This window comes from Oceanihabitans sediminis (genome assembly GCF_003337215.1).
Lineage (GTDB): Bacteria > Bacteroidota > Bacteroidia > Flavobacteriales > Flavobacteriaceae > Oceanihabitans > Oceanihabitans sediminis.
This window is the reverse complement of record NZ_QPIG01000003.1, coordinates 233,985-255,885: the sequence shown is the minus strand read 5'-3', so window position 1 is coordinate 255,885 and position 21,901 is coordinate 233,985. Positions and strand designations below refer to the sequence as shown.

The following is a 21,901-nucleotide window of genomic DNA, read 5'->3' as shown; positions in this document are numbered from 1 at the left end:
TTTTAGTTGTGTGTTATGTTGTTTAGTTGTGTGTGTTATTTTATGATGTATGGATTTTCACTCTTGTAATTTCTAATAATAAAATCTAGTGCGGTACTTAGTATTTCGCCCATATTATTAGATTTTTTAAAATGTACATCTCCAGTAAGTTCAAATAGACCATACTTTAATTCGTCAATTTTTTCCGGAAATGAAATTTCATCTTGCTTCATGCAATTAATAAGCTCTTCTAATCTTTCTTGTTCGCTATTTGCACGTTTAGCAAGAAGTGAGCGTTCTTCAATTTTATATTGCTCTATAGATTCTGGAGTTAGTACTTCTAAACTCATTTGAACCAAAGCATTGTTTTCTTTAAGAAATTGAGGTTTATACACTTTGGGATTTCCTTCAAAGCTTTGTTGGTCAAAATCTATTGCTCGTATTCTGTATTGGATTCTATCAAAATCGTGTGTAATTACAATTACGTAATTATAGGATCTCATATCGGCTAAAAGCCTAACAAAACAGCGTTCGTTAAATTTTACAAATTCTTTTGCTAAGGCGCGTTTGTCTTGTTCTGGGATTTTATCTAAATGACTTTCAATAAAAGTATCTCCTGGAATTCCGGAAATATGCTCTTCTATTAGTGTGTCTTTATGTACCAAGAAATTAATATGGTTTGGAGATAGGATATGCTCTAATTCTAAGCCATAAATTCTAGATGCATCTGCTTTTTTTACATATAAAAAGACATAATTGTCATTGATGATATTTCTGATTTTTACACGGAAAGGCTTGGTGTTACCGAAGGTGCAGAAGTCTATACTGTCAATATTAAGATAAGGTAAAATAACATCGCTACCATCGGAATGCAGAATTGCATACATTTGTTTTAAGCTGTGTTCAATCTCGTCTCTTTCGTGTTCGGCATAGTAGCAACTAATCCAAAGGGTGTCTTTACCGTTGTCGTCGAAAATTTCTACCGCACCCTGAAAGCGCAGTAAGTCTTCATAAAAAATTGGGATTTTAATATTTCGGCCTTCTACAGTAAGGTAATTTGATAACATTTCGGTTATTGGAAATGCTGGTTTTTTCTTTGAAATTAGCTTTTCATCCATTTAAAATACTTAAAGGCTATAAGATAGATTGAAAATTGTTTAATAACAAGTAGAAGTTTTTAAAATTTAAAGCTTTTATCAAAGAATATTTAAGATAGTTTTCTCTCTTTACTTAATATTTCACTAACAGCATTCTTATATTTTACTTGATTACCAGCTTTTTTAATTGCCTTGTAGGTTTTTTGGGGATTAGAAAAAGATTGTGAAAAATACTCCCAAAATCCAAGCATTTTCATTTTAATAGGAGTTGGGCCAGAAAGATATTCGTCGTATTGTTGGTAGATTGTATCGTGAAATTCTGAAAAAATATCCCAACGATTTTTAGGATATTCATTCGTGTTATTTTTTATCATACTTGGTAAAAAGGGATCTGCAATTAATCCGCGGCCAATCATAAAATGATCGATACTTGGGAAGCGTTCTTGTATTTTTTGAAAAGCTTCTACACTTGTAATATCTCCGTTATAATATAATTTGTGTTTTGTGCTATCTAAGCAACGAGAAAAAGCTTCTAAATCTACAGGACCTTTATAAAGTTGTTTTCCGATTCTGGCATGAATGGCAATGCTTTTAAGCGGATAATTGTCTAGAATAGGGAAGGTGTCTAAAATTTCTTCTGCATGTTCGTAACCCATTCTCATTTTCATAGAAACAGTTATATCTGTTTCGTTATGCGCTCTTTTTAGAATTTCATCAATTTTTGTGGGGTTACAAATTAATCCGGAGCCCATTCCAGATTTGGTAACCATAGGGTATGGGCAACCTAAGTTCCAGTTTAATTCTTTATAACCTAGGCTTTGCACATATTTTACAACAAACAGAAACTCATCTGCATCGTTTGTCATTACCTGCGGAATGAGGTTTGTTGTTGAATTATTTTCTAGTTGTAAATCGTTTTGGTAAGACTGCTTGATTTTTAATTTTCCGTTTAAACGAATATACGGTGCATAAAAAGTGTCAATTCCACCAAAATAATGATGAAAGGCATTACGGAATCTGAAATCTGTAAAGCCTTGTAAAGGAGACGAAAGTAAGGTTATTGCCATCTAAAAAATTAGTTGGGCAAATATAGTTAAAAAGAAAAACCACTTTGATGTTTCAAAGTGGTTTCTTCTATATTTGAAATAATCACTGGATTATTTTATCATTTCGTAGCTACGTTTGATGAAGTTTGTAAGTTCTTCTCCTTTAAGTAAGCCTTGCGAAAGTCTTGCTAAGTCTAAGCTCTGCGTGATTAAACGCTCTTGTTTTTTCTTTGTTTTAGTGCTTAAAATTTCGCCAACTAAGTCGGAGTTTGTGTTTACAATTAGGTTATACATTTCTGGCATATTACCCATTCCAAACATTCCGCCACCTCCAGTTTGTTGCATCTCTTTCATACGACGCATAAATTCTGGTTGTGTAATCATAAACGGAGTAGCATTACTATCCATTGCTTCTAATTGTACCATGAATTTTTCCGAAGGAATAGTTTCTTTTAAAAGCTCGTCTAAAGATTTTTTTTCGTCTTCGCTTAATTTAGAAATTGCAGTATCTTCTTTCTTGATTAAGTTGTCGATGTGATCACCGTCAACACGAGCAAAAGAAATATTTTCTTTAGTGCTTTCTAATTTCTGGATTAAGTGAGAAACGATAGGAGAGTCTAATAATAATACTTCGTAATCTTTAGCTTTTGCAGCTTCGATATAACTGTGTTGCTCGTCTTTATTTGAAGCATAAAGGATTACTAACTTACCATCTTTATCTGTTTGCTTCGCTTTAATTTTATTGAATAGCTCTTCGTAGGTATAGTATTTACCATCTACAGTTGGATATAATGCAAATGCATCTGCTTTTTCAAAGAATTTTTCTTCAGAAAGCATTCCGTATTCAATAACAATTTTGATATCATCCCATTTCTTTTCGAAATCCTCTCTGTTATTATTGAATAAGGACTTTAATTTGTCTGCTACCTTACGAGTGATGTACGAAGAGATTTTCTTTACCGCACCATCTGCTTGTAAATAAGAACGAGATACGTTTAACGGAATGTCTGGCGAATCAATAACACCACGTAACATAGTTAAGAATTCAGGAACTATACCTTCTACGTTATCTGTTACGAATACTTGGTTTTGGTAAAGTTGAATTTTGTCTTTTTGAATGTTTAAATCATTCGTCATCTTAGGGAAGTACAAGATACCTGTAAGATTGAACGGATAATCTACATTTAAGTGAATGTTGAATAATGGCTCCTCAAACTGCATTGGGTACAACTCGCGGTAGAAGTTTTTGTAATCTTCATCCTCTAATTCTGCTGGTTGTTTTGTCCAAGCTGGGTTTGGGTTGTTGATTATATCATCTACAGTAATTTTTTTGTGTGGCTCTGTTGTTTCTTTACCATCTTTATCTGTAGTAGTTTTTGGAGTAAACTCTGGGTCGTTTATTTCCTTAGTTCCAAATTTAATTGGAATAGGCATAAACTTGTTGTATTTGTTTAATAACTCACGAATTCTAGTTTCTTCTAAGAATTCTGTTGAATCTTCTGCAATATGAAGAATGATTTCTGTACCTCTATCTTCTTTGTCATGAGGTTCTAGAGTGAATTCTGGAGAACCATCGCAAGTCCAATGTGCTGCAGGAGCTCCTGTATGTGATTTAGTAATGATTTCTACTTTTTCTGCAACCATAAAAGCAGAGTAGAATCCTAAACCAAAGTGACCAATTATACCAGAGTCTTTTGCAGAGTCTTTGTATTTGTCTAAAAATTCTTCGGCACCAGAAAAAGCAACTTGGTTAATGTATTTCTCCACTTCATCAGCTGTCATTCCTAAACCTTGATCAATAATATGAAGTTTTTTTCCTTCTTTATCGATTTTTACTTCGATTTTAGGATTTCCGTATTCCGATTTAGATTCTCCAATACTAGTAAGGTGCTTTAACTTTAAAGTTGCATCTGTACCATTACTTATAAGCTCACGTAAAAATATTTCGTGATCACTGTATAAAAATTTCTTAATTAAAGGGAAGATGTTTTCTACAGAAACATTAATATTTCCTTTTGCCATAATTTGTTTATTTTGTCATTCCTATGTCTTGAAAAATATCAAGATGGAATATGATTAATAATTAGTTAAATATTACTGCTAAGCAATTAGCAACAAAAATGCCAATAGGTTAAAGGTGACAAACTGACATTTTTAGTATAAAAAAATGCCATTCTTTACGGAATGGCATTTAAAAACGGTAGTTAAAAGTTTTTTAGTTTTTTGAAGAAGATTCTGTTTCTTCCTCTTTTTTGTTTTTCACATGTTCTTCTAGCCATTGGTCTTGTTCCCAAAGCATGTGTAAAATAGATTCTTTTGCAGCATAACCATGACTTTCTTTAGGAAGCATTACTAAACGAACAGGAGCTCCTAATCCTTTTAAGGCGTTGAAATAACGCTCACTTTGTAATGGGTAAGTTCCTGAGTTGTTATCTGCCTCCCCATGAATTAATAATAATGGTGTTTTCATTTTTTCAGCATGCATAAACGGAGACATATTGTAGTACACTTCTGGAGCTTCCCAATAGTTCCTTTCTTCACTTTGGAAACCAAAAGGAGTTAAGGTTCTGTTATATGCACCACTTCTTGCTATACCTGCAGCGAATAAATTGGAGTGAGATAATAAGTTTGCCGTCATAAACGCACCATAACTATGACCACCAACAGCTACTCGGTTTCTGTCTACATAACCTAATGCATCTACAGCATCTATTGCAGCTTTTCCGTTGCTTACTAATTGTTTGATAAAAGTATCGTTTGGTTGTTCGTCTCCTTCACCAATAATAGGGAAAGCAGCATCGTCTAAAACTACATAACCTCTAGTAACCCAATAAATAGGGGAACCGTAGAATGGGTAAGTGAATTCGTTTGAGCTAGATGTATTTTGACCTGCACTTTTCTTGTCTTTATATTCACGAGGGTAAGCCCATAAAATCATTGGGTATTTTTTGCCTTTTTCATAATCTGTAGGTAAGTAAAGTGTTCCAGATAAATCTAATCCGTCTTCACGTTTGTAAGTGATTACTTCTTTTTTAACATTTTGAATACTCTTGAAAGGGTTTTCAAAAGAAGTTAAAGCTGTAAGCTTGTTTTTCTTTTTAATGTTCCTGATGTAATAATTAGGATATTCGTTTTTAGATTCTATACTAACTAAAAACGTTCCTTCTTTTGCGTTTACAGCAGAACGGATACTTTCTACTTTTTCAGTTAAAGTAGATTGGTATAAGCGTTTCGTTTTTTGTGTATTTAGGTTTATTTCATCTACAAACGGAAACTTACCAGCTTCGGTATAGCCTTCACCAATTAAATATGCTTTGTTATTATTTAATTCTAAAACATATTCGTTGAATTCATTTTTAGTGTAAACAAAATTTCCAGGGTTGCTATATGCATCTTGGTAGTTTCTGTCGAACAGAACTGTTGGCTCTATATTTGCGTTTGAAGGGTTAAAAACATACGTTCTTGTGTTTCTAGTATTCCACCAGTAGTCATGGGCAATTGCAATATTGTCTGTTCCCCAAGTAATGCTGCTAAAACGATCTTTTGTTTTTAATATAGAAGTCACTTTTCCGTTAAAAGGAGCGTCTTGTTGAAAAACTTCGTCACGGAAAGGAACTTCATTTGCAGGATCTCCGCCATCTAAAACTTCTGCCCAATATAATGTAGCTGGTTTATCATCTCTCCAACCAAGGTCACGCATTCCTGTACGTTCTGCCATAAAACCTTTTGGTAAATCTTCAATCAAAGGAACTTGAAGCATAGATTTTACTAGATCTCCATTAGATGTATAAACGATAGTTTCTGAAGGGAATCTAGAATAAGGAACTAAGTACGAGAATGGTTTTTGTATGGTTGTAATTAGCACATAATTACCATCTGGTGAAAATGAAATACGACGATACATGTCTGATGCTTTCCATAAGCTTGAATTACCATCTAGAGTTACTTTATGTAATTCTGCTTGCGCTAATTGCTCAAAATTATGCTCGTCATTTTTGTTTTTTAGTAAATCTTGATAAGTACGATTTTGCGCTTTTACACCAGCTTCACTTACTGAAATTGTTGGTCCTGTAGGAACAGCTTCTTTCGTGTTGATTAAAGCTTTTCTGTTTTTAGGTAACATTTTAACTAGTAAAGCTTCACTGTTTTTGAACCAAACTGCGGGAGTACGCATATTTGCGTTTAATTGTGGTTCTGTTAGTTTTTTAGCGCTTCCATTTTTTATGTCTAATATCCATAATTCTGCTCCCGTTGAAACAGTATTGGTAAAGCTCATATATTTTTGGTTAGGCGACCATGAGAAATTTGCAAATCGGCCATTTTCTGGTAAACCTGAAACCGCTTTAGGATTTCCTTTTATGTTATTTTTTACTTCTATATTATTATAGTATCTAGTTCGACTACCAATATTAGTTACTGGATTTATACGTAAACCACCAAGACGCATTTCGGTTTCAGATAGTTCTTCAATGCTTTTATAAGCACTTCTGTATAAGAATACAATGTTTTCCCCTTTACTATCCATTATTGTACTAGGAGCTAAAGGAGCTTCGGCTAATTCTAGTACGTTTTTGTGAGGTTTTTGATAGCTGAGGTTTTCTTGTGAATACCCTGCAATTACAATAAATAGCAGGATGTAATTAATCCATGATTTCATAATTAAATAGTGTTAATTTTTAAAAAAGCGAAAGATAAGGAAAACAATGTAAGATCCCTTAGGGGAAATGGGAGTAAAAGCCTTTGTTTATTATGCATGCATAATAAATATTTTTAGATATAGGAACCTCTTACTTTTGAAATAGTTAAATTGCACGCTGTTAAACATGTAATTTTCAATTAAACGAGGGTTGCGAATAAAGATTTTTAATGTACAATTCGAAAATAATAGGACTTGGTAAGTATGTACCTGATAACGTAGTTACAAATGATGATTTATCCAAAATGATGGATACTAACGATGAATGGATTACAGAACGTACCGGGATTAAGGAAAGAAGATGGGTAAAGCCTGGATCTGGCGATACTACAGCAACTATGGGAGTGAAAGCTGCCAAAATAGCTATTGAAAGAGCAGGGATTGATAAAGATGATATAGATTTTATTATTTTTGCTACTTTAAGTCCAGACATGTATTTTCCTGGACCAGGAGTGCAAGTGCAGCATGCTTTAGGTATTAAAACCGTTGGAGCTTTAGATGTGCGTAACCAATGTTCTGGTTTTATTTATGCGCTATCTGTAGCCGATAATTTTATTAAAACAGGAATGTATAAAAACATTCTAGTTATAGGAAGTGAGTTACACTCTCACGGATTAGATAAAACAACAAGAGGGCGCGGAGTTACTGTTATTTTTGGAGATGGAGCAGGAGCAGTAGTTTTAACAAGAGAAGAAAAAACAGATAAAGGAATTTTATCTACGCATTTACATTCACAAGGAGAACATGCAGAAGAACTAGTATTAGTTGCACCAGGAATGGGTAAACGTTGGGTGAATGATATTTTAAAAGATAATGACCCTAATGACGAAAGTTATTTTCCACATATGAACGGACAATTTGTGTTTAAAAACGCTGTAGTTCGTTTTAGTGAAGTGATAATGGAAGGATTAATGAAAAATAAATTAACCAAGGAAGCGATAGATATGTTGATTCCGCATCAAGCGAATCTTCGAATTGCTCAGTTTGTTCAAAAGAAATTTGGTTTAAACGATGATCAAGTTTTTAACAATATCCAAAAGTACGGAAACACAACAGCTGCTTCTATTCCTATTGCTTTAACAGAAGCTTGGGAGGAAGGTAAAATAAAAGAAGGTGATACCGTTGTGCTTGCTGCTTTTGGTAGCGGATTTACTTGGGGAAGTGCTATTATTAAGTGGTAAAAAAAGAAGTTTGACGCACAGTAAAAAAGCCCGAACACTTAGCAAATCCGAGCTTTTAAAGCTATAATCAAATTATAACACTAACTGTTTGTTGAGGAATATAAGGTGAGTTGACTAATTCAAAAAAATATTCTGTAGCAAAGTCGGTGTGGTATTTTAACGTGACTTTTTTGAGTTTATTTGCTTGATAATCAAACTTTAACGAATTTTAACATAAGTAGGTAGTACAGACAAGAAAACCCAAAGCAATTTTGCTTTGGGTTTTCTTATTTTGCTAATATTCAGCCTTACTAATTTATAGTTATTAGTCTGTTTTTTAATGAAACTTGTTTAGTTTTTAATTTGCTTCCGTAGTAAGACTAGAGATTTTTTAAGTTTGCTATTATCTTATTAGAAGGTTACTTTTGTGGTTAAATGCTTTTTATAGAGCTTAAAATTATTCCATATGAACAAACGAACTTTAGTAATTGGTGCATCCTTAAATCCGGATAGATATTCTAATATGGCTATAAACAGATTAGTGAATCATAATCATGAAACCCTTGCCATTGGCTTACGTAACGGAGAAGTTGCTGGAGTAAATATAGATACAGAGTTAAAGTCTTATGAGGATGTAGACACGGTTACTTTGTATTTAAACCCTAAACGTCAAGAGGAGTATTACGACTACATTGTTTCTTTAAAACCTAAGCGTGTTATTTTTAACCCAGGAACCGAGAACCCTGAGTTTTATGCAATTTTAAAAGAAAACAATATTGCTTTTGAAACAGCTTGTACTTTAGTTTTATTGGGAACGAACCAATACTAATATTCTGTCTTAGTTAAAATTTTAAGCTTATTTCTTCTTTATTAATAGCAAACCTAAAAAGGTTAAAAATCCGTTTAAGATTAAAATAAAGAAACCAAATTCAAAGCCAAACCACTTCGAACTATTCACACTTATTATATAAGATAGTATAGGGGAAAGGATTGCAATAATTGGAACAAACTTATCTTTAACTTGCCAATTTGTAAACAAACCAAAAGTATATAAACCTAATAATGGTCCGTAGGTGTAACCAGCAAAAACAAAGAGCTTTGAGATTACGCTTTCATCTTTAATCACATATTTAAAAATAATAATTACAAGTATTAAAATAATAGAAATTAATACATGAATTCGCTTTCTTATTTTCACTTGTTTTTCTTCGTTATGGTTCTTTTCAATATCTAGAATATCAATACTAAAAGAGGTAGTTAAAGAAGTTAATGCTGAATCTGCACTAGAATAAGCAGCAGCAATTAATCCTAGTAAGAAAAAGGCAAATACTCCAAAACCTAAATGGTTTTTAGCTAGTAAAGGAAATAAGTTATCTTTCTGAGCGTCAATTCCGCTTTGTTCTGCGTAAACCGTTAATAATAAACCTAGGCTTAAGAAAATAAAGTTTACTACCGTTAATACAATTGTAAACCAAAACATGTTTTTCTGAGCATCTTTTAGTGTTCTACAGGTTAGGTTTTTCTGCATCATGTCTTGATCTAAACCAGTCATTACAATTGCTATAAAAGCACCAGAAATAAACTGTTTCCAAAAGTAATCTCCCGATTTAAAATCATCAAAAAAGAAGGTCTTGCTTAGGTCATTATCTAAAATAAAACCTAAAAGATTTCCACCGCTTATATTTAATTCGTCACTCACAAAATAAATGGCAACCCCTACAGCAATTAGCATGAAAAGTGTTTGTAAGGTATCTGTCCAAACAATGGTTTTTATCCCAGATTTAAAGGTGTATAGCCAAATTAAAAGAACCGTGATGGTTACGGTTTGCCAGAATTCTACCCCTAATTCATCAAATAAAATAATTTGTAAAACATTAGCAACTAGGTATAGTCTAAAACTCGCACCTACAATTCTTGATATCAAAAAGAAGGAGGCTCCAGTTTTGTAGGAGTAGTTTCCAAAGCGTTGTTCTAAATACGTGTAAATGGAAGTTAAGTTTAACTTATAATAAAGCGGAAGTAAAACGGTACCAATAACTAAATATCCTACTACATACCCTAAAACTACTTGCATATAGCTAAACTGCGATGCTTCAATCCAACCAGGAACAGAAATAAAAGTTACTCCAGATAAGGATGCTCCAATCATTCCAAAAGCAACTAAATACCAAGGTGATTGTTTGTTTCCTTTAAAAAAAGCATCGTTTCCAGCTTTTTTTCCAGTGAAATAGGAGATTAAAATTAATACACCAAAATAAGATGCTATAAGTAAAATGATTTGAGTAGCTGACATAAAATCTTGTTTTCAGAAGTCAAATTACAAATATAAAATTCCAATATCCAAACCTTATTTTAGTTTATTTAAAAGCTTGATGAAAATTAGTGAAATTCGACTCTAAATAGTAATTTCGCAACCATGGAATTTTCTTCAAAATTTTTAGAAAACGCAGTAAGCGAAATGTCTCAATTACCAGGAATTGGTAAGCGTACGGCGTTACGTTTGGTATTGCATTTATTACGTCAGCCAGAATCTCAAACTTTAAATTTGGCGCAAGCATTACAAACTATGCGTACGCAGATTAAGTTTTGTAAATCTTGTCATAATATTAGTGATGTAGATTTATGCGAAATCTGTTCTAATCCGCATAGAAATCAAGAACTCATTTGTGTAGTTGAAGACGTAAAGGACGTAATGGCGATTGAAAACACAAGTTCTTTTAAAGGTTTGTATCATGTTTTAGGAGGGAAAATTTCTCCAATGGACGGAATTGGTCCGCATGATTTAAATGTAACTTCATTAGTAGAAAAAGTAAAAGAAGGAAAAGTAAAAGAATTAATTTTTGCTTTAAGCTCTACTATGGAAGGAGACACCACCAACTTTTACATTTTTAAACAAATTCAAGAATATGCTATTGTTACGTCTACTATTGCACGAGGTATTTCGGTAGGAGACGAATTAGAATATGCAGATGAAATTACACTAGGAAGAAGTATTATTAATAGAATTCCGTTTGAAGCTTCTCTAAAATCATAATACTTTACATTGAAACTATCCATCATCATATTAAATTATAATGTTCGCTATTTTTTAGATTTATGTCTTCAAAGTGTGGAAAATGCTATTGCAGATATACATGCCGAAATCTTTGTAGTAGACAACAACTCTCCAGACGATAGTTGTGAGATGGTGAAAACTAAACACCCAAATGTTACATTAATAGAAAACAAAGAAAATGCAGGTTTTTCTAAAGGAAATAATATAGGTGTAGCACAAGCAAAAGGCGAATATCTTTGTATTCTTAACCCAGATACAGTTGTTGCAGAAGATACTTTTACTAAAATTTTAGCTTACGCTGAAAAACAAAAAGATCTTGGTGCTATTGGCTGTAGGTTAGTAGATGGAAGCGGAACGTTTCTTCCAGAAAGCAAACGAAACATTCCAGTTGTAAAAGTGGCCATGCAGAAAATGATTGGCTATGATAAAAATTATTACAACAATCTTTTACAAGAAAAAGAAAACGGAAAAACAGATATATTAGTTGGTGCTTTTATGTTTCTAAAGCGTCAAGTATATAACGAAGTAAATGGTTTTGATGAGGATTACTTTATGTATGGTGAAGATGTAGATTTATCCTATAAAATTTTAAAAGCGGGTTATTCAAACTACTATTTTGGTGAGACCTCTATAATTCATTACAAAGGCGAAAGTACTCTTAAAGATGCTTTGTATGCAGAACGATTTTACGGAGCCATGCAGATATTCTATAAAAAGCATTTTAGATCACATATGTTTTTTGATGCTATAGTATGGATGGGTTTACAGTTGGTAAAAAGGTTAAAAAAAAGCCCTAATAAAAAACAGGAAACCCCAAAGAACTATGTGGTTTATTCTACTAATGATATCAATAAACTATTAGAAAGTTTACCATTTAAGGCAGAAAAATTAACAGAATTAAATAAAGTACCATCAAATACAGAGGTTGTTTTTGATGCAAATTCATTGAGTTTTAAGGAAATAATTCAGAATATGATAGATTTTCAAAAAAAGCAAAAACATAGCTTTAAAATTATTCCTAAAAACTCTAATTTTATCCTCGGAAGTAACGACTCTCAAAATAGAGGAGAAGTTATTCATTTTTAAAAACAGAATACAATTTTAATTTTTAATGAATATTAAATAGAATCATTCATTTTTTATTAATTTTGCAAAACAAAAATAAAAACTAAGGCATACATTATAGATATGGCAAAATTTGAACTGAAATTACCTAAAATGGGAGAGAGTGTTGCGGAAGCAACAATTACTTCATGGTTAAAACAAGTTGGAGACACAATTGAAGAAGATGAAGCAATACTAGAGATTGCTACAGATAAAGTAGATAGTGAAGTGCCAAGTGAGGTTAACGGAGTTTTAGCAGAAATATTATTTCAAGTAGATGATGTTGTTCAGGTAGGACAAACTATTGCAATCATTGAAACAGATGCAGATGCTTCTGTAGCTCCTGCGGCTCCTAAAGAAGAAGCACCAAAGCAAGAAGAGGCTGTAGCTGAAGTTGCTCAAACAGTAGTTGCTGCTCAAGAAACCGCTGCTCCTGTAATTTCTAGCGGAGATCGTTTTTACTCTCCTTTAGTTAAAAATATTGCTAAGAAAGAAGGTCTTTCACAAGAAGAATTAGATGCTGTGCCAGGAACTGGTAAAGATGGCCGAGTAACTAAAAACGATATTTTAGCTTACGTTGAAAACAGAGGTTCGCAGCCAGCTCCAGTAGCTACTACGCCTGCTGCAGCTGCTAAACCAAAAGCAGAAACTGCTGCTCCGGTAATAGCAAGTGGTGAAGATCAAATTATAGAAATGTCAAGAATGGGTAAACTTATTGCTCATCACATGATAGACTCAGTTCAAACTAGTGCTCACGTACAAAGTTTTATTGAGGCAGATGTTACTAAAATCTGGAATTGGAGAAAGAAAGTTAAAGATGGTTTCATGAAACGAGAAGGTGAAAACCTAACCTTTACTCCAATCTTTATGGAAGCTGTAGCTAAAGCACTTCGCGATTTCCCAATGATGAATATTTCTGTTCAAGGAGATAAAATCATCAAAAAGAAAAACATTAATTTAGGTATGGCTGCTGCTTTACCTGACGGAAATTTAATTGTTCCTGTAATTAAAAATGCAGATCAATTAAATCTAGTTGGTATGACGAAGCAAGTTAATGATTTAGCTAAACGTGCTCGTGAGAACAAATTAAAACCAGACGATATCCAAGGAGGTACTTATACAGTAACAAACGTTGGTACTTTTGGAAGTATCATGGGAACTCCAATAATCAATCAACCACAAGTAGGTATCCTAGCTTTAGGAGCAATTCGTAAAATGCCTGCGGTAGTTGAAACTCCAGAAGGAGATTTTATTGGTATCCGTTATAAAATGATAATGTCACACTCTTATGATCATAGAGTGGTAAACGGAGCTCTAGGAGGTCAGTTTGTGAAAGCGGTAAAAGATTATTTAGAAGCTTGGGACCCTAATAGAGATATTTAATTCCAAACTAAATACAGATTAAAAAAGCATCATTTTAAAATGATGCTTTTTTTTGTTCCCACTATTTAGATTTAGTGTCTATTGGTAATGTTTTCGTAATTTTTTAATTAATTGGTTTTGTGTTTTGATATCAGAATAAAGTGAGTCTTCCACTTTTATAATAGGTACTTGTGTTTTTGTATGAGTATTTTCAAGCTTGAGCTCTTTAATTAACTTTATTAAATAGGTGGAATCCTTGTCAATATTGTATTCCTCATAGCTTATTTTATTTCTCCTTAAAAGGTCTTTTGTTTGGTTGCATAATAAGCAGTTATCCTTAGTGAAAAGAGTAACGGTTTTAGAATTCAATGATTTATCAATTTTTAAGTCAAGAGCCGTTTTGTCCTTTTGTATTTTAAGATCAACGCTAATCTCGTTAACTACCAAGGTATAATTATAACTAGATGCTACATTGTCTAACTTGATAAGCGTGAGCATTCTCACTTTAGAATTTGCAGGAACATTCTTAATTATTGGTCTAGAGCTACTTCGTCTAAATCCGGTTGCGTTTACTTTTAAAAATACATCATAAGAAATATCATTAGTGTTTATAGCAAATAACTCTACTCTTTTTCCAGTAACTTTTTCTTTAATACTAACAAATTCGTGTTCGTTTTGTGCATGGTTAAAAAAAGGAAAGAAAAGTAATAATAGGAGTAAGTACATGCGATTCATAAACTAATTATATTTTTGGTTTAAGTCTTCTCTAGCTTTTATGCATATTAATAAATGAAAGAAAACCGAGATGCTATTTCAACTTAAAAGTTATACAACAAACTTACCAAAAGTTCCTTTGTTAAAGTAGAGAGGTGTTTCTTTGAGTAATGAGATTTGAATGCTCATTTAGTTGATAAACTTTAAAATCAAAGCTTATTCATTAATTAGTATAAATATATTAAAAGTATATTTGCAGAAACCAATATATATAGATGAATTTAAATTTGACAAAACCAATTTGTTTCTTCGATTTAGAAACTACAGGTATAAATATCACTAAAGATAGAATAGTTGAAATAGCTATCTTAAAAGTTTTTCCTAACGGAAAAAAAGAAAACCATACCTGGTTGGTGAATCCTGAAATGCTTATTCCTGCTGAGGTTACAGCTATTCATGGAATTTCTAATGAAGATGTTGCAGATAAACCAACTTTTAAGGAAATAGCAAAAGATGTTCATGTTTTAATTAAAGATTCAGATTTAGGCGGATTTAACTCTAACAGATTCGATATTCCTCTTTTAGCAGAAGAAATGTTACGTGCTGGTGTAGATTTTGATATGAAAAACAGAGTTTCTGTCGATGTTCAGACAATCTATCATAAAATGGAACAACGTACCCTAAGTGCTGCATATAAATTTTATTGCGATAAAGATCTGGTTGGCGCGCATAGTGCTGAAGCAGATACCAACGCAACGTATGAAGTTTTAAAAGCTCAGGTTGAAAAATATGACACCTTAGAAAACAATACGAAGTTTCTAGCAGACTTTAGTTCTCGTAAAAAGTTTGCAGATTTTGCAGGCTTCCTTGTGTATAATAAAGAAGGAGAAGAATGTTTTTCTTTCGGTAAGCATAAAGGCAAACGCGTAGAGGATATTCTAGAAGAAGAGCCAGGGTATTTTGGATGGTTACAAAATGCCGATTTTCCTCTTTATACCAAAAAGGTGCTTACAGCAATTAAGTTACGAGCACTTAATAATAAGCTGAATTAACAAATCTATTAAAATAATAAGGGTTCCATATATATGGAATAAAAAGAAGTATTCTTCATGAAACTAATTTGCATAGGACGTAATTATACAGAGCATATTAAAGAATTAGAAAATGAAAAACCTACAGAGCCAGTAGTTTTTCTTAAGCCAGACACAGCTATTTTATTGAAAAAACAGCCGTTTTTTATTCCTGATTTTTCAAATGATGTGCATCATGAGGTGGAGGTTTTAGTAAAAATAATCAGGGTTGGTAAACATATTCAGCAAAAGTTTGCTCATAAATATTATGATCAAATTGGCTTAGGAATTGACTTTACTGCTCGTGATTTGCAGAAGAAATTAAAAGATAAAGGCTTACCTTGGGAAAAAGCAAAATCCTTTGACGGAGCAGCAGTTGTGAGTGATTGGATAGATAAAGAGCAGTTTGAAAATATAAATGAATTAAACTTTTCTCTTTATAAAAATGAAACGATTGTGCAGCAGGGAAATACAAGTCATATGCTCTATAAAATTGATGAAATTATCGAATATGTGTCTAAATATTTCACTTTAAAGATTGGAGACATTATCTTTACGGGGACTCCTGCAGGAGTTAGTAGCGTAGCGCCTAATGATAAATTAGTTGGGTATTTAGAAGACAAACAAATGTTTTCAATAACAGTAAAATAAATGGAACAATATTATAAACTATACCGAGTTCGGGAATTAGCAGACGGCGATGAGTCTTTTGTAAGTCTTTTAGCAAAAACATTTTTAGAAGAAGTTCCAGCAGATGCTAAAATTCTAAAAGAGGCTGTTGAAAACGAAAACTATTTAGCGGCTTACCAAGTTGCTCATAAGATGAAGCCAACAATAGATATGTTTGAACTAGGTGTTCTTGATTGCTTGATAGAAGTGCAAGACTGGGGGAAATTTGAGAAAAAAGATGTGAATATCCTCCCTCATTTAAAAGTAGTTCTAGCTGCTATAGATCAGGCATCTAAAGAAATACGCGCAGATTTTAAAATATAATGCAAGCAGAAATTATTACCATAGGAGATGAGATTCTTATTGGTCAAATAGTTGATACAAATTCCGCTTTTATTGCTAAACAGCTTAATAAAATAGGTGTTTCTGTTTATCAAATTACTTCTGTTCAGGATGAAGAAGAACATATTTTAAAGTCACTAAAAGAAGCCGAAGAGAATGCAGATATCATTATTCTAACGGGTGGCTTAGGGCCAACCAAGGATGATATTACAAAAAATACTCTAGCCGCATATTTTCAAGATACATTAGTGCAAGATGAAGCTGTTTTAGAGAATATTAAATTCCTTTGGGAAAATTATGTTCAAAAACCACTTTCGCAATTAAATATAGATCAAGCATTAATACCTAGTAAGGCAATTGCTCTTATGAATAAGGTAGGAAGTGCTCCAGGTATGTGGATGGAAAAAGGAAATAAAACATTTATTTCGCTTCCAGGTGTTCCTTTTGAAATGGAAACTTTAATTCAAGAAGAAGTTCTTCCTAGATTACAGAAAAAATATAAGTCACCATATATTCTTCATAGAACATTACTTACATACGGATTAGGAGAGAGTAGTCTAGCAGAATTAATAGAAGACTGGGAAGCTAATCTCCCAAAACATATTAAACTTGCCTATTTACCTAATTTAGGAAAAGTTAGATTACGAATTTCGGCAAAAGGGTTTCATAAAGAACAAATTATTAAGGAGGTAGATGAGCAGATCCAGTTGCTTTTGCCTTTAATAAAAGAATATTTCACTGGATTTGAAGATTTAGAGGAAACTATTGAAGCGCTTGTAGCAAAACAATTTATTGCCCAAAACAAAACTTTATCCGCTGCAGAAAGCTGTACAGGAGGTAAAATAGCAGAGCGGATAACAGAAGTTCCAGGAGCATCCAATTATTTTAAAGGAAGTATTGTTAGTTACGCAACCGAAGTAAAAACAAGTGTTTTAAAGGTTTCAGAGGAATTAATCAAAAAACATTCTGTGGTTAGTGCAGAAGTAGCTGAAGCTATGGCGGTAAGCGCTTTAAAACTCTTTGAAACAGATTATGCAATTGCTACAACAGGCAACGCAGGACCAACAAAAGGAGATTCTGATGCAGAGGTTGGTACAGTGTACATTGCCATCGCAAGAAAAGGTTTTGTTTATTCAGAAAAATACATGCTTGGAAATCATAGAGTTAAAGTGATAAATAAGGCGGTAAATAAAGCTTTTGAGATGCTTCAAAAAGAATTTTTAAAAAATAGATAAAAATAAGATTGTTAAAAGGTAAAGATTTTATATATTTGCACCTCGTTTTGAAATAACAATAATACAGTAGAACAATGTCAAGAGTTTGTGAACTTACAGGAAAGAAGGCGATGGTTGGAAACAACGTATCGCACGCAATGAATAAAACGAAACGCACATTTGATGCCAATTTAATCAAAAAACGTTTCTTTATTCCTGAGGAGGATAAGTGGATTACATTAAAAATATCTACATCAGCATTAAAAACTATTAATAAAATAGGAATTTCTGCTGCATTAAAAGAAGCAAGAACCAAAGGTTTTATTAAATAATAGCCGAATTTAGTGAGTTTTCCTTTTCAAGGAAATGAATAAATAAAAAGATTTTACAATGGCAAAGAAAGGTAACAGAGTACAGGTAATATTAGAGTGTACAGAGCACAAGGAGTCTGGTCAACCAGGAACTTCTCGTTATATTACAACTAAAAATAAAAAGAACACTCCAGATAGAATGGAAATTAAAAAATTCAATCCTATCTTAAAGAGAATGACTGTTCATAAAGAGATTAAATAAGAATAGAGGTTTTACTATAAATCTCCATAAAAACATACGTCATGGCAAAGAAATCAGTAGCATCATTACAAACAGGATCTAAAAGATTAACGAAGGCAATAAAGATGGTAAAGTCTCCAAAAACTGGAGCTTACATGTTTGTTGAATCTGTAATGGCACCAGAATTAGTAAACGACTTTTTAGCAAAAAAATAAGTTTACTTATACTAAGATATTTTAAAGCTGCTTTCTAATTAAGAAAGCGGCTTTTGTTTTATATTTACATTTCATTATATTGACAAAATTTCAGTATAATAAAAAAGGTCTGACTTTTGTTAAGGAATATTAGTTACGCTATTAAATAAATAGCATATTATTGCTCGAACTATTATTCAGTTTCAAAAGCAATTCTTAATCTTTATGCATTTGTATAAAGATAATTCTCACCTAAAAATGAGAGAAAAAAAAATAATAAGGAATGAGTTTTTTTAAGAAGATATTTTCTAAAGACAAAAAAGAAACACTAGACAAAGGTTTAGAGAAATCTAGTACTAGTTTTTTAGGAAAATTAAGTAAGGCTGTAGCTGGAAAATCTAAAGTAGATGATGCTGTTTTAGATAATTTAGAAGAAGTTCTTGTGTCAAGTGATGTTGGTGTAAATACTACATTAAAAGTAATTGAACGTATTGAAGAAAGAGTAGCTAAAGATAAATATTTAGGTACAGATGAATTAAATAGAATTCTTCGAGAGGAAATCGCTGGACTTTTAAGCGAAACAAACTCTGGTGAAGAAACAGAATACGTGATACCGGAATTACCGAAACAAGAAAACGGTAAAAAAACGCCTTATGTTCTTATGGTAGTTGGTGTTAATGGTGTAGGTAAAACTACTACTATTGGTAAACTAGCTTATCAGTTTAAAAAGAAAGGCTTAAAAGTGGTGTTAGGTGCAGCAGACACCTTTAGAGCCGCAGCAATAGATCAACTTCAAGTTTGGGCAGATAGAGTAGATGTTCCTATGATACGTCAAGAAATGGGATCAGATCCTGCTTCTGTCGCTTTTGATGCATTACAATCTGGTGTAAATCAAGATGCAGATGTAATTATTATTGATACTGCAGGTCGTTTACATAATAAGATAAACTTAATGAACGAGCTAACTAAAGTTAAGCGCGTTATGCAAAAAGTTGTTGGAGATGCGCCACATGATGTGCTATTAGTATTAGATGGTTCTACTGGACAAAATGCTTTTGAACAAGCAAAACAATTTACTGCAGCAACAGAAGTTACAAGTTTAGCTGTAACAAAATTAGATGGAACAGCAAAAGGAGGAGTTGTTATTGGTATTAGCGATCAATTTCAAATTCCTGTAAAATATATCGGAGTAGGAGAAGGAATTGAAGATCTTCAAGTTTTCAATAAATTTGAATTTGTAGATTCGTTCTTCAAATAATTTTTCTGTAAAATTTAATTAAAATCAGCTATTCATAATGAGTAGCTGATTTTTTTATGCCCATTTTTTTATGAATAAAATAAATAGGCGGGGAAATATTTCATTTTTCTTTTACTGCTTTTAATTTAAGACTACTAAATATATAATAGGTTTAATTAAGGTTGTATCTTTGCGGTCTGAAAATAAAATTAGTAATCGTTTAAAGATTCACTTTTTTCACCAGAAATAATATGAGAACAAAGACACTTAAAAAGAATAAAATCAACGTTGTAACTCTTGGTTGTAGTAAAAACGTATACGATAGTGAAGTTTTAATGGGCCAGTTAAAAGCTAGCGGCAAAGATGTTGTTCATGAAGAGGAAGGAAACATCGTTGTGATTAATACTTGTGGTTTTATCAATAATGCAAAAGAAGAAAGTGTGAATACTATTTTAGAGTTCATGCAGAAAAAAGAAGATGGTGAAGTTGATAAGGTTTTTGTTACCGGTTGTTTGAGTGAAAGATATAAACCAGACTTACAAAAGGAAATTCCTAATGTAGATGAATACTTTGGAACTACAGAACTACCTCATTTACTTAAAGCTTTAGGAGCAGATTATAAACATGAGTTAATTGGAGAGCGTTTAACAACCACTCCAAAAAACTATGCATATTTAAAAATAGCAGAAGGTTGTGATAGACCTTGTAGTTTTTGTGCTATTCCTTTAATGCGTGGAAAACATAAGAGTACACCAATTGAAGATTTAGTAACAGAAGCTGAAAAATTGGCTGCTAGCGGAGTAAAAGAATTAATTCTTATTGCCCAAGATTTAACTTATTACGGATTAGATTTATACAAAAAAAGAAACTTAGCCGAACTTCTAGAAGCTTTAGTAAAAGTAGAAGGAATCGAGTGGATTCGTTTGCACTATGCGTTCCCAACAGGGTTCCCGTTAGATGTGCTTGATGTAATGAATAGAGAACCTAAGATTTGTAACTACTTAGATATTCCTTTACAACATATTAGCGACTCTATTTTAAAAAGTATGCGTCGTGGTACAACTAAAGAAAAAACTACCAAACTAATTGGTCAGTTTAGAGAAGCAGTTCCTAATATGACTATTAGAACAACTTTAATTGTTGGTTATCCTGGTGAAACAGAAGAGAATTTCCAAGAACTTAAAAACTGGGTTCAAGAAATGCGTTTTGAACGTTTAGGATGTTTTACCTATTCTCACGAAGAAAATACACACGCTTTCAGCTTAGAGGACGATGTTCCTGAAGAAGTAAAAATAGATAGAGCAAATCAAATCATGGAAATTCAGTCGCAGATTTCTTGGGAGTTAAACCAAGAGAAAATCGGACAAGAATTTAAAGTGGTTATCGATAGAAAAGAAGGAAACTACTTTGTAGGAAGAACAGAGTTTGATAGTCCAGATGTTGATAATGAAGTACTTATTGATGCATCTAAAACCTATTTAAAAACAGGGGAATTTGCAACAGTAAAAGTAATTGAAGCAGAAGATTTTGATTTATATGCAGAAGTAATATAAATCAATAATACTTAAATAAAGAAAAGCCGTCTAAATCCATTTAGACGGCTTTTTTTATGCTTTTAGTTTAAATCAGATATATGTTCTTGAAGCGAATAGAAATATCTATTAGCAACTTCTTTTGCTCCAAGAAGGTTATAGTGTATAGTATCTGCAAAGTAGTTGTCAGACCAATTTTCAGACATGTCTACGGGAATTACTTTAGACGTCGTATTTGTTTTTGTTTCAGCTAAAGTTGTAATGTTATTATTAAAAGAAAGGAATGTATTATTGTTTTCGGGGGTCATGATATCCGATCTTCCTGGAGCAATTTTTTCAATAAAAATATAGACACTATGGTTTTCGTTTTGTAGAAAATCGATGGTTTCGCTAATGTTGTTTATAGATTCAGAAATTGGAATTTCTGCTAATAAATCATTCCCACCAATACCAAGTAAAACAATATCCGGAACTCCAACTTCTTGAATTACACTTGTTATATTATTTAAAATATCTTCGGTTTTATAACCTCCAATGCCTTCATGGTCGGGGTCAAAGACTTTGTCTAATAAATAGGGATAATTTGTATTGTCCTGTTGCGTACCAATAAAATCAAAGCTCCAATTATTGGTGACCAAATGTTTCCATAGTTCATGTCTATAACTTACAGAGTTGCTTGTTGCACCCTCCACTCGAGAGTCTCCAAGTGGAAGAATATTAAGGTTTTTATTGTTTGTTGAATTTTGTGTAACATTAGAAGTGTTCTCGTCATGATTTCTACAGGTAAGTATACATGTAAACGTGGCGAAAAATATAAAAAAAATAAAAGTGATTAGTTTTTTCATATTTAGATGAATAAGATATTCAATGTTATTCCT

General features: G+C 32.4%; 21 protein-coding genes. 14 read left to right on the top strand and 7 right to left on the bottom strand.

Annotated features, from left to right (window positions below; genetic code table 11):
- Nucleotides 1-35: 35 nt before the first annotated feature.
- From DU428_RS09485 to DU428_RS09470, 4 genes are all read right to left on the bottom strand, one after another.
- The gene (locus DU428_RS09485; RefSeq protein ID WP_072351259.1) at nucleotides 36-1,097 is read right to left on the bottom strand and encodes a hypothetical protein; all 1,062 of its coding nucleotides are present in this window, start codon (nucleotides 1,095-1,097) and stop codon (nucleotides 36-38) included.
- An 89-nt stretch (nucleotides 1,098-1,186) separates the two neighbouring features.
- Nucleotides 1,187-2,143 (bottom strand): tRNA dihydrouridine synthase, encoded by a 957-nt coding sequence (locus DU428_RS09480; protein ID WP_072351258.1) that lies wholly within the window; start codon nucleotides 2,141-2,143, stop codon nucleotides 1,187-1,189.
- 90 nt (nucleotides 2,144-2,233) lie between these two features.
- The gene (gene htpG, locus DU428_RS09475) at nucleotides 2,234-4,144 is read right to left on the bottom strand and encodes a molecular chaperone HtpG (RefSeq protein ID WP_072351257.1); all 1,911 of its coding nucleotides are present in this window, start codon (nucleotides 4,142-4,144) and stop codon (nucleotides 2,234-2,236) included.
- Between the two features lie 193 nt (nucleotides 4,145-4,337).
- Nucleotides 4,338-6,779 (bottom strand): alpha/beta hydrolase family protein, encoded by a 2,442-nt coding sequence (locus DU428_RS09470; RefSeq protein ID WP_113966435.1) that lies wholly within the window; start codon nucleotides 6,777-6,779, stop codon nucleotides 4,338-4,340.
- A 209-nt stretch (nucleotides 6,780-6,988) separates the two neighbouring features.
- On the opposite strand from DU428_RS09470, the gene DU428_RS09465 reads away from it, so the two are divergent.
- Entirely contained in the window at nucleotides 6,989-7,999 is a 1,011-nt protein-coding gene (locus tag DU428_RS09465) for a 3-oxoacyl-ACP synthase III family protein (RefSeq protein ID WP_072351255.1), read from the top strand.
- A gap of 445 nt (nucleotides 8,000-8,444) precedes the next feature.
- Nucleotides 8,445-8,807: a CoA-binding protein gene (locus DU428_RS09460; protein ID WP_072351254.1), complete on the top strand. Its 363-nt coding sequence runs from the start codon at nucleotides 8,445-8,447 to the stop codon at nucleotides 8,805-8,807.
- 27 nt (nucleotides 8,808-8,834) lie between these two features.
- On the opposite strand, the gene DU428_RS09455 is transcribed toward DU428_RS09460, so the two are convergent.
- On the bottom strand, nucleotides 8,835-10,271 hold the full coding sequence (locus DU428_RS09455; RefSeq protein WP_113966434.1) for a sodium:solute symporter: 1,437 nt from the start codon (nucleotides 10,269-10,271) through the stop codon (nucleotides 8,835-8,837).
- A gap of 123 nt (nucleotides 10,272-10,394) precedes the next feature.
- Between DU428_RS09455 and recR the strand changes: the two genes are divergently transcribed.
- The 3 genes from recR (at nucleotide 10,395) to DU428_RS09440 (ending at nucleotide 13,520) form a co-directional block, all read left to right on the top strand.
- Complete coding sequence (gene recR / locus DU428_RS09450) at nucleotides 10,395-11,012, top strand: recombination mediator RecR (RefSeq protein ID WP_072351252.1); 618 nt, start codon at nucleotides 10,395-10,397, stop codon at nucleotides 11,010-11,012.
- A gap of 9 nt (nucleotides 11,013-11,021) precedes the next feature.
- Nucleotides 11,022-12,119 (top strand): glycosyltransferase family 2 protein, encoded by a 1,098-nt coding sequence (locus DU428_RS09445; protein WP_113966433.1) that lies wholly within the window; start codon nucleotides 11,022-11,024, stop codon nucleotides 12,117-12,119.
- 102 nt (nucleotides 12,120-12,221) lie between these two features.
- The gene (locus tag DU428_RS09440) at nucleotides 12,222-13,520 is read left to right on the top strand and encodes a dihydrolipoamide acetyltransferase family protein (protein ID WP_072351250.1); all 1,299 of its coding nucleotides are present in this window, start codon (nucleotides 12,222-12,224) and stop codon (nucleotides 13,518-13,520) included.
- Nucleotides 13,521-13,598: 78 nt separating this feature from the next.
- Here the strand turns inward: DU428_RS09440 and DU428_RS09435 are convergent, their stop codons facing one another.
- Entirely contained in the window at nucleotides 13,599-14,234 is a 636-nt protein-coding gene (locus tag DU428_RS09435; protein WP_113966432.1) for a glutaredoxin family protein, read from the bottom strand.
- A gap of 254 nt (nucleotides 14,235-14,488) precedes the next feature.
- Here DU428_RS09435 and DU428_RS09430 point away from each other — a divergent pair, with 254 nt between their 5' ends.
- The 9 genes from DU428_RS09430 to rimO all read left to right on the top strand — a co-directional run bounded on the left by DU428_RS09430 (nucleotide 14,489) and on the right by rimO (nucleotide 21,044).
- Nucleotides 14,489-15,265, top strand: a complete 777-nt coding sequence (locus tag DU428_RS09430; protein WP_072351248.1) for a 3'-5' exonuclease — start codon at nucleotides 14,489-14,491, stop codon at nucleotides 15,263-15,265.
- A 57-nt stretch (nucleotides 15,266-15,322) separates the two neighbouring features.
- The gene (locus tag DU428_RS09425) at nucleotides 15,323-15,934 is read left to right on the top strand and encodes a fumarylacetoacetate hydrolase family protein (protein ID WP_072351247.1); all 612 of its coding nucleotides are present in this window, start codon (nucleotides 15,323-15,325) and stop codon (nucleotides 15,932-15,934) included.
- On the top strand, nucleotides 15,935-16,276 hold the full coding sequence (locus DU428_RS09420) for an Hpt domain-containing protein (RefSeq protein ID WP_072351246.1): 342 nt from the start codon (nucleotides 15,935-15,937) through the stop codon (nucleotides 16,274-16,276).
- Complete coding sequence (locus DU428_RS09415) at nucleotides 16,276-17,529, top strand: competence/damage-inducible protein A (RefSeq protein WP_072351245.1); 1,254 nt, start codon at nucleotides 16,276-16,278, stop codon at nucleotides 17,527-17,529. The genes DU428_RS09420 and DU428_RS09415 overlap by 1 nt, the downstream gene beginning before the upstream one ends.
- Before the next feature lie 74 nt (nucleotides 17,530-17,603).
- Nucleotides 17,604-17,840: a 50S ribosomal protein L28 gene (rpmB, locus tag DU428_RS09410; RefSeq protein ID WP_072351244.1), complete on the top strand. Its 237-nt coding sequence runs from the start codon at nucleotides 17,604-17,606 to the stop codon at nucleotides 17,838-17,840.
- A gap of 58 nt (nucleotides 17,841-17,898) precedes the next feature.
- Entirely contained in the window at nucleotides 17,899-18,081 is a 183-nt protein-coding gene (gene rpmG, locus DU428_RS09405) for a 50S ribosomal protein L33 (RefSeq protein ID WP_072351243.1), read from the top strand.
- A gap of 41 nt (nucleotides 18,082-18,122) precedes the next feature.
- Nucleotides 18,123-18,275: a DUF4295 domain-containing protein gene (locus DU428_RS09400; RefSeq protein WP_072351242.1), complete on the top strand. Its 153-nt coding sequence runs from the start codon at nucleotides 18,123-18,125 to the stop codon at nucleotides 18,273-18,275.
- Between the two features lie 262 nt (nucleotides 18,276-18,537).
- Nucleotides 18,538-19,512, top strand: a complete 975-nt coding sequence (gene ftsY, locus DU428_RS09395; protein WP_072351241.1) for a signal recognition particle-docking protein FtsY — start codon at nucleotides 18,538-18,540, stop codon at nucleotides 19,510-19,512.
- A 230-nt stretch (nucleotides 19,513-19,742) separates the two neighbouring features.
- On the top strand, nucleotides 19,743-21,044 hold the full coding sequence (gene rimO / locus DU428_RS09390) for a 30S ribosomal protein S12 methylthiotransferase RimO (protein ID WP_072351240.1): 1,302 nt from the start codon (nucleotides 19,743-19,745) through the stop codon (nucleotides 21,042-21,044).
- 62 nt (nucleotides 21,045-21,106) lie between these two features.
- Here the strand turns inward: rimO and DU428_RS09385 are convergent, their stop codons facing one another.
- Nucleotides 21,107-21,868 (bottom strand): SGNH/GDSL hydrolase family protein, encoded by a 762-nt coding sequence (locus tag DU428_RS09385; RefSeq protein WP_113966431.1) that lies wholly within the window; start codon nucleotides 21,866-21,868, stop codon nucleotides 21,107-21,109.
- Nucleotides 21,869-21,901: the final 33 nt, after the last annotated feature.

What these genes read in the sequence shown, in the direction of transcription:
- recR (WP_072351252.1), top strand. Translation starts at nt 10,395, where the DNA reads ATGGAATTTTCTTCAAAATTTTTAGAAAACGCAGTAAGCGAAATGTCT.
- DU428_RS09455 (WP_113966434.1), bottom strand. Translation starts at nt 10,271, where the DNA reads ATGTCAGCTACTCAAATCATTTTACTTATAGCATCTTATTTTGGTGTA.
- DU428_RS09415 (WP_072351245.1), top strand. Translation starts at nt 16,276, where the DNA reads ATGCAAGCAGAAATTATTACCATAGGAGATGAGATTCTTATTGGTCAA.
- DU428_RS09420 (WP_072351246.1), top strand. Translation starts at nt 15,935, where the DNA reads ATGGAACAATATTATAAACTATACCGAGTTCGGGAATTAGCAGACGGC.
- DU428_RS09435 (WP_113966432.1), bottom strand. Translation starts at nt 14,234, where the DNA reads ATGAATCGCATGTACTTACTCCTATTATTACTTTTCTTTCCTTTTTTT.
- DU428_RS09470 (WP_113966435.1), bottom strand. Translation starts at nt 6,779, where the DNA reads ATGAAATCATGGATTAATTACATCCTGCTATTTATTGTAATTGCAGGG.
- DU428_RS09465 (WP_072351255.1), top strand. Translation starts at nt 6,989, where the DNA reads ATGTACAATTCGAAAATAATAGGACTTGGTAAGTATGTACCTGATAAC.
- DU428_RS09460 (WP_072351254.1), top strand. Translation starts at nt 8,445, where the DNA reads ATGAACAAACGAACTTTAGTAATTGGTGCATCCTTAAATCCGGATAGA.
- DU428_RS09440 (WP_072351250.1), top strand. Translation starts at nt 12,222, where the DNA reads ATGGCAAAATTTGAACTGAAATTACCTAAAATGGGAGAGAGTGTTGCG.
- rpmB (WP_072351244.1), top strand. Translation starts at nt 17,604, where the DNA reads ATGTCAAGAGTTTGTGAACTTACAGGAAAGAAGGCGATGGTTGGAAAC.
- ftsY (WP_072351241.1), top strand. Translation starts at nt 18,538, where the DNA reads ATGAGTTTTTTTAAGAAGATATTTTCTAAAGACAAAAAAGAAACACTA.
- DU428_RS09385 (WP_113966431.1), bottom strand. Translation starts at nt 21,868, where the DNA reads ATGAAAAAACTAATCACTTTTATTTTTTTTATATTTTTCGCCACGTTT.
- DU428_RS09430 (WP_072351248.1), top strand. Translation starts at nt 14,489, where the DNA reads ATGAATTTAAATTTGACAAAACCAATTTGTTTCTTCGATTTAGAAACT.
- DU428_RS09480 (WP_072351258.1), bottom strand. Translation starts at nt 2,143, where the DNA reads ATGGCAATAACCTTACTTTCGTCTCCTTTACAAGGCTTTACAGATTTC.
- DU428_RS09400 (WP_072351242.1), top strand. Translation starts at nt 18,123, where the DNA reads ATGGCAAAGAAATCAGTAGCATCATTACAAACAGGATCTAAAAGATTA.
- rpmG (WP_072351243.1), top strand. Translation starts at nt 17,899, where the DNA reads ATGGCAAAGAAAGGTAACAGAGTACAGGTAATATTAGAGTGTACAGAG.
- DU428_RS09425 (WP_072351247.1), top strand. Translation starts at nt 15,323, where the DNA reads ATGAAACTAATTTGCATAGGACGTAATTATACAGAGCATATTAAAGAA.
- htpG (WP_072351257.1), bottom strand. Translation starts at nt 4,144, where the DNA reads ATGGCAAAAGGAAATATTAATGTTTCTGTAGAAAACATCTTCCCTTTA.
- DU428_RS09485 (WP_072351259.1), bottom strand. Translation starts at nt 1,097, where the DNA reads ATGGATGAAAAGCTAATTTCAAAGAAAAAACCAGCATTTCCAATAACC.
- rimO (WP_072351240.1), top strand. Translation starts at nt 19,743, where the DNA reads ATGAGAACAAAGACACTTAAAAAGAATAAAATCAACGTTGTAACTCTT.